The organism is Caulobacter sp. P1_B12_2 (assembly GCF_056406675.1).
Genome location: NZ_JBFTZS010000341.1, coordinates 1 through 5,182, shown reverse-complemented (window position 1 = coordinate 5,182; position 5,182 = coordinate 1). Strand labels below are relative to the sequence as shown.

Annotated in this window: 8 protein-coding genes; 3 read left to right on the top strand and 5 right to left on the bottom strand. The window is 67.1% G+C overall.

What is annotated here, in order from left to right; translation table 11 throughout:
* Window positions 1–405, bottom strand: a 405-nt coding sequence (locus AC1DZ6_RS18555) for a methylmalonyl-CoA mutase family protein (RefSeq protein ID WP_477098617.1), incomplete at its 3' end; no start/stop codon positions are given.
* A gap of 104 nt (window positions 406–509) precedes the next feature.
* Entirely contained in the window at window positions 510–827 is a 318-nt protein-coding gene (locus AC1DZ6_RS18550) for an Mpo1-like protein (RefSeq protein ID WP_477098616.1), read from the bottom strand.
* A gap of 109 nt (window positions 828–936) precedes the next feature.
* On the opposite strand from AC1DZ6_RS18550, the gene AC1DZ6_RS18545 reads away from it, so the two are divergent.
* Window positions 937–1,734: a GNAT family protein gene (locus tag AC1DZ6_RS18545; RefSeq protein WP_477098615.1), complete on the top strand. Its 798-nt coding sequence runs from the start codon at window positions 937–939 to the stop codon at window positions 1,732–1,734.
* Window positions 1,735–1,923: 189 nt separating this feature from the next.
* The gene (locus tag AC1DZ6_RS18540) at window positions 1,924–2,361 is read left to right on the top strand and encodes a helix-turn-helix domain-containing protein (RefSeq protein WP_477098614.1); all 438 of its coding nucleotides are present in this window, start codon (window positions 1,924–1,926) and stop codon (window positions 2,359–2,361) included.
* A 92-nt stretch (window positions 2,362–2,453) separates the two neighbouring features.
* Here the strand turns inward: AC1DZ6_RS18540 and AC1DZ6_RS18535 are convergent, their stop codons facing one another.
* Window positions 2,454–2,807 carry a PilZ domain-containing protein gene (locus AC1DZ6_RS18535; protein WP_477098613.1) on the bottom strand — a complete coding sequence of 118 codons (354 nt, stop codon included), beginning with the start codon at window positions 2,805–2,807 and terminating at the stop codon, window positions 2,454–2,456.
* A gap of 205 nt (window positions 2,808–3,012) precedes the next feature.
* Between AC1DZ6_RS18535 and AC1DZ6_RS18530 the strand changes: the two genes are divergently transcribed.
* Window positions 3,013–4,005 carry a glucokinase gene (locus AC1DZ6_RS18530; RefSeq protein ID WP_477098612.1) on the top strand — a complete coding sequence of 331 codons (993 nt, stop codon included), beginning with the start codon at window positions 3,013–3,015 and terminating at the stop codon, window positions 4,003–4,005.
* Between the two features lie 55 nt (window positions 4,006–4,060).
* Here the strand turns inward: AC1DZ6_RS18530 and AC1DZ6_RS18525 are convergent, their stop codons facing one another.
* Together AC1DZ6_RS18525 and AC1DZ6_RS18520 are read right to left on the bottom strand one after the other, a co-directional pair.
* Complete coding sequence (locus AC1DZ6_RS18525) at window positions 4,061–4,588, bottom strand: SRPBCC family protein (protein ID WP_477098611.1); 528 nt, start codon at window positions 4,586–4,588, stop codon at window positions 4,061–4,063.
* A gap of 59 nt (window positions 4,589–4,647) precedes the next feature.
* On the bottom strand, window positions 4,648–5,070 hold the full coding sequence (locus AC1DZ6_RS18520; protein WP_477098610.1) for a VOC family protein: 423 nt from the start codon (window positions 5,068–5,070) through the stop codon (window positions 4,648–4,650).
* Between the last annotated feature and the right edge of the window lie 112 nt (window positions 5,071–5,182).

Sequence of the window (5,182 nt, the reverse complement as noted above, 5' to 3'; positions counted from 1 at the left end):
CAGGTATTCCTTGATCAGGTCGTTCTGGGTGGTGCCCTGCAACAGCTTGCGGTCGGCCCCCTGCTCGTCGCCCAGCGCCACGTACATCGCCAGCAGCCAGGCGGCCGGGGCGTTGATGGTCATCGAGGTGTTGGATTGCTCCAACGGGATCTGGTCGAACAGCTGGCGCATGTCGCCCAGATGGCTGATCGGCACGCCCACCTTGCCGACCTCGCCGCGCGCCAGGATGTGGTCGGCGTCGTAGCCGGTCTGGGTGGGCAGGTCGAAGGCGACGGAAAGGCCGGTCTGGCCCTTGGCCAGGTTGGCCCGGTACAGCGTGTTGGACTTCTCGGCCGTGGAATGGCCGGCATAGGTCCGGAAAATCCACGGCGCATCCGGCGCGTGCTGATACGGCTTGCCTGACATCCTGCGCTCCCGATCGTTCTTATCGTTCTTAATTACCAACGATCATGAACCGGGTTTTGCTGCGATGCAATATCGCAAAAGCGAAGAGAAACTCAGCCCAAACGCTAAAACGGCCGCTTGCCCGTCACCACCTCGAACCACAGCCGGAAATCGCCCGCCAGGCTGTAGAGCGGGTACTTGAACGTGGCCGGCCGGTTCTTCTCGAACACGAAGTGCCCGACCCAGGCGAAGCCGTAGCCGATCACCGGCGCGGCGACGAAGAACCGCCAGTCGAGCAAGGCGCCGCAGACCAGGGCGGCGATGACCAGTGTCGTGCCGACCACATGCAGCCGCCGGCTGGTGCGGTTGACGTGTTCGGTAAGGTAGAACGGGTAGAACGCGGCGAAGGTGCGATAGCGTTCAGTTTGATCGTGCGTGGCCATGGCCCGATGTTCCGCCCGGCGGCGCGCCCTGGCAAGGCCATAGGCCGTTCGGCCTATCGCGCGCGAGGCCGGGCCGTCGCCTAATCCCCCTCCAATCCAGGGGACGGCCATGATCCACATCGTCACGTCGGAGAACCGGGCCCTCTACGCGCCCCAGCTGACGGCGATGCGCGCCCAGCGCCGGGCGCGGCTGGCGGTCAAGGATAGCTGGATCGACCTGATCGTCCTCGAGGACGACGACCGTGACGAGGCCGGGACCGTCCATCTGCTGGCGCTCGACGACGGGATGCGGCTGGAGGGGGCGCTGAGGCTGGACCCGACCCAGCAGCGCTGCCGGCTGATGGAGCGGTTCGCGGATCTGATCGCCCCCGGCGAGGCGCCCAAGACGGGCCCCGACGTCTGGGAAGCGACGGGCCTGTTCACGACGACCGACCATCACGACCCCTCGCACGTCGCCGCCATCTGGACGGCGGCGATAGAGCTAGCCCTGGTGAACGGCGTGCGGCGCATCGTCGGGGTGATCGACATGGCGCTGTACCCCAGCGCCCTGAACGCGCCGATCGACGCCAGGCTGGTGGGCGTGCCGCGTCCCTATGCGCTGGGGGTGGCGGCCGGGGTGGAGCTGGCCGTGTCCGCGGCGCTGGTGGATCGCCTGCGCGAGTCGCTCGGGATCGCGGGTCCGGCCGGCTACCACGTCGACGCGCTGGACCTGCGCGCCTTCGGCGGGCTGGCCGAGGTTCAACGGCAGGTAAGGCGCGCCCAGGTTCCGCAGTACGCTCCCGGTTCGCTCCGGGACGAGGCTCTGACCGCCGAAACCCTGTACCGGCTCAACGACACGTCCAGCGCGGCTCGCCGAACCTGGGCCGGGCGCCAAGACGTTCCGCTCCCGGAGCGACTCAACGCCTAGGCCTTGCAGCGGCGCCGAAACAATTTTGCCTGGAAATCGCCTCGATCTAGGCGTGTACGTCCGTGCGTTAGCGCAAGCTTGGGGTTAATAAGCTAAACCTCAGCGACCTAACGCCGCGCTTTGCCGGTACGTCGTTCCATGAACGTGTTGGACGTGGCATTGTGATTGGACAACCTTTGGAGGCGAAACTTGAGCGAAGAAACCGAGGGCCGGCGCCCGAATCCCGTTGATCTGCATGTCGGTGGCCGCGTCCGGATGCGTCGCAAGCTGCTGGGCGTCAGCCAGGAGCAATTGGCCGACTCGCTGGGCCTGACCTTCCAGCAAGTGCAGAAGTACGAGCGTGGCGCCAACCGCGTCAGCGCCTCAAAGCTGTATGAGATCGCCAAGACCCTGCAGGTCCCGGTGTCGTTCTTCTTCGACGGCCTGGCCGACCYGATGGACGGCTCCGACGGCGACGAAGTCGGCCAACAAGCCGAGCGCATCGTCCAGGAATTCCTGACCACCCCCGAGGGTCTGGAACTGGCCGAGGTGTTCCCGAAGATCGGTCGCGGCCGCGTGCGTCGTCAGGTGCTCGACCTGGTTCGCGCCATGGCTGAAGAAGCCGCCCGGGTCGAAAACGCCGCCTGATCCGGCGACGACAGCTAGTCCGTTCGGGCCCCGGCGATCCCCCTCGCCGGGGCCTGATCGTTTCTGGACCGCTGGGTTTCCGGGCGGATCGGCTAGCTGGCCGAAACCCGGCGCTGACTGGCCTGCCAGATGCGCTTGGCAGTCTGCAGCGAGGCCGGCGCCAAGCCTCGCAGGTCGTGGCTGCGAAGGGTCTTGAGGCCGAATTCCCGGTCCTTCTGCCAGACCACCTTAACCTCGTGAGCGTAACCGCTGACCAGATCGACCAGCTGCACATTGCTGGGCGGCGTGGCGCTGGACAGCATCTGGATGCGCAGGCCGGTGTCGGATTGATCGCGCACGACGCAGTCCCACGCGAAGGCGCCGCACAGCACCTTCCCGGGATGTTGCATCGTGGTACGCGCGCCGGCGCGCCGGTCGGGAGCCCCGTCAGAACCAAACTTCGACATACCCGTACCAACGCGCGGCGGCGTTAATCGGCGGTGCAGCGGAAAGGTTTATTTGCCGCTGACCACGTCGCTGGGCGCGGTTATCCCCGCGAAATGCCTCAAAGAGTTTGAAGAACGTCATTATTTGGCCGGTAACCGGCTTACACTATGGTGACTCTCAGCCGGCGAAGACCGGCCCGATCGAGGAAACGAAAAGGACTGCCCGATGACCCACGGCGTAGCGCTGTTGGCCGACGTGAACGGTCGCGACCTGATCGTCGCCTTGGCCCGCCCCGGCGACGCGCCCGGCGAACATCGCGTTCTGCCCGGCTCCACCTCGCTGGAACTGGAGACCGGCCTCAAGTCCATCCTGGCCGAACTGGGTCCGGACGAACTGGTGGGGGCGGCGGTCAGCGCCGCGGGCCCCGAGATCGACGGGACGGTGATCGTCACCAGCACGGGCATGAGCGTTTCCCTCACCTGGCTGCGCCATGTCCTTCGCACGCCCAGGGTCTATCTCGTCAACGACTTCACTGCCTGCGCCCTGGGCGCGCCCAAGGTCGCCGAGGCCGAGCTGGGCGTGATCCATCCCGGCAAGGCCGCCCGTAGCGCGGCCATCGCCGTGCTCGGTCCCGACATCGGCCTGGGCGTGGCGGGCCTGGCCCCGCTGCGCGGCGACGGCTGGCTGGCCGTGCCCAGCGAGGGCGGCCACATGGACTTCTGCCCGGTCGAGGCCCGCGAGGCGCCGATCTTCTCGGCCGTCCGCGCCCGGCGCGGCGACGTTTCGGCCGAGCGCCTGCTGTCCAAGGAAGGCCTGGGAGATATCCACTGCGCGCTGGTCGGCGACGGAGACCCCCTTCTCGCGCCCGAAAATGACAACGTTATCATAGAGCGCGCGCGGGCCGGCGACGCCCAGGCCCGCGAGGCGATATCGATCTTCAGCGCCCTGCTGGGCGGCTTCGCCGGCGACATGGCGCTGCTGTTCGCCGCCCGGGGCGGAGTGTTCCTCAACAGCCCCCTGCTGGAGGCGATCGGCGACCTGCTGGACCTGGAGGCCTTCGCGCGTCGTTACCGGGCCAAGGGGCGGATGAGCTACTACCTGGCCGACCTGCCGGTGTTCCGCATGTCCGGCCGCCCGGCCCTGCTGGGCCTGTCCAGTCTGTTCAGCGCCAGCGACATGCGCCGCGCCGCCTCGGACGTGAAGTTCCTCGACTGCTAGATCGTGCCTGGGTTTGAGGACAGGCGCATGCGCCCGTCCCCAGCCGCGTCCGGACCTACTTCTCGGCTTCCGCCTTCAGGCTGGCCAGACCGGCCTCGAAGTCCTTGCCGGCCATCCGGTCCATGTTGAAGATCACGTCCATCACCTTGAACAGGAACGGCGACGGCCCCTCCATGGCCCAGGTGACCCGGGTGGCCGCGCCCTCGGGGACCAGAGTGAAGATCGCCTTGTTGTGGGCCTCGAACGGCTTGGTGAAGTCCAGGCTGGTGACCAGCTTCGACGGGGCGGCGGCCTCGACGATCTCCATGCGCCCTGCCCCGGCCTTGCCGTTGCCGCTCCAAGCGTAGGTCGCGCCGAGACCCCGGGCCGGTCCGCCATAGGTGCGGTTCATGGCCGGATCCAGCTTCTCGTAGGGCGACCAGGCGCCCCAGGCGTGGAAGTCGTCCAGCAGGGCGTAGATCTTTTCCGGCGGCGCGTTGATAACGGTCGAACGGGCGACGCGGAAATGGTTGGGCTTGGTCGCCGCGAAGCCCAGCAGGGCGACGATCGCGACGCCGATGACGATAGCGATGATCTTGAGCATGGTGTCCCCTCCCTATTGTGGTGAAGCGAGCCCGCCGGGCTCGCCTCCCTTGCCGCACTCTACGCCTTGGGCGTCGTGGCGATCGAYCACGAGAAGCCGTACGGGTCCTTGAGCTGGCCGTAGCGGTCGCCCCAGAACATCAGCTGCACCGGCAAGGTGGTCTCGCAGCCGGCCGCGGTCGCCCGCTCGAACCACTTGTCCACGTCGTCGACCTGCAGGTGCAGGGTGAAGGCGCCGGGCTTTTCCACCGGATAGCCGTGCTCGGGATAGGCGTCGCTGAGCATCAGCGAATTGCCGTTGATCAGCAAATGGATGTGCATGGTCCGGCCCTGCTCGTCCGGCGGCATGCGGTACAGATCCTGGGCCCCGAAGGCCTTGACGTAGAAGTCAGCCACCTGGCCGGCGTTGCTCGCCTGCAGGTAGGGCACGATGCCGCCGGAAACGGGCGGCAGGGCGGGCATCTCTTGTTGGGCGTCGGTCATGAGCGTGTCTCCTGTCGTGACGGTTGCGGGTCAGGGCTTGAGGTCGAGGGCGGCCTTGAAGCTGCCGTCCATCAGGAACGGCACGGACTCGTGGACGTGGACGATCTTCCAG

Excerpts from the sequence above, each read along its gene's own strand:
- AC1DZ6_RS18550 (WP_477098616.1), bottom strand. The coding sequence starts at position 827 with ATGGCCACGCACGATCAAACTGAACGCTATCGCACCTTCGCCGCGTTC.
- AC1DZ6_RS18545 (WP_477098615.1), top strand. The coding sequence starts at position 937 with ATGATCCACATCGTCACGTCGGAGAACCGGGCCCTCTACGCGCCCCAG.
- AC1DZ6_RS18535 (WP_477098613.1), bottom strand. The coding sequence starts at position 2,807 with ATGTCGAAGTTTGGTTCTGACGGGGCTCCCGACCGGCGCGCCGGCGCG.
- AC1DZ6_RS18530 (WP_477098612.1), top strand. The coding sequence starts at position 3,013 with ATGACCCACGGCGTAGCGCTGTTGGCCGACGTGAACGGTCGCGACCTG.
- AC1DZ6_RS18525 (WP_477098611.1), bottom strand. The coding sequence starts at position 4,588 with ATGCTCAAGATCATCGCTATCGTCATCGGCGTCGCGATCGTCGCCCTG.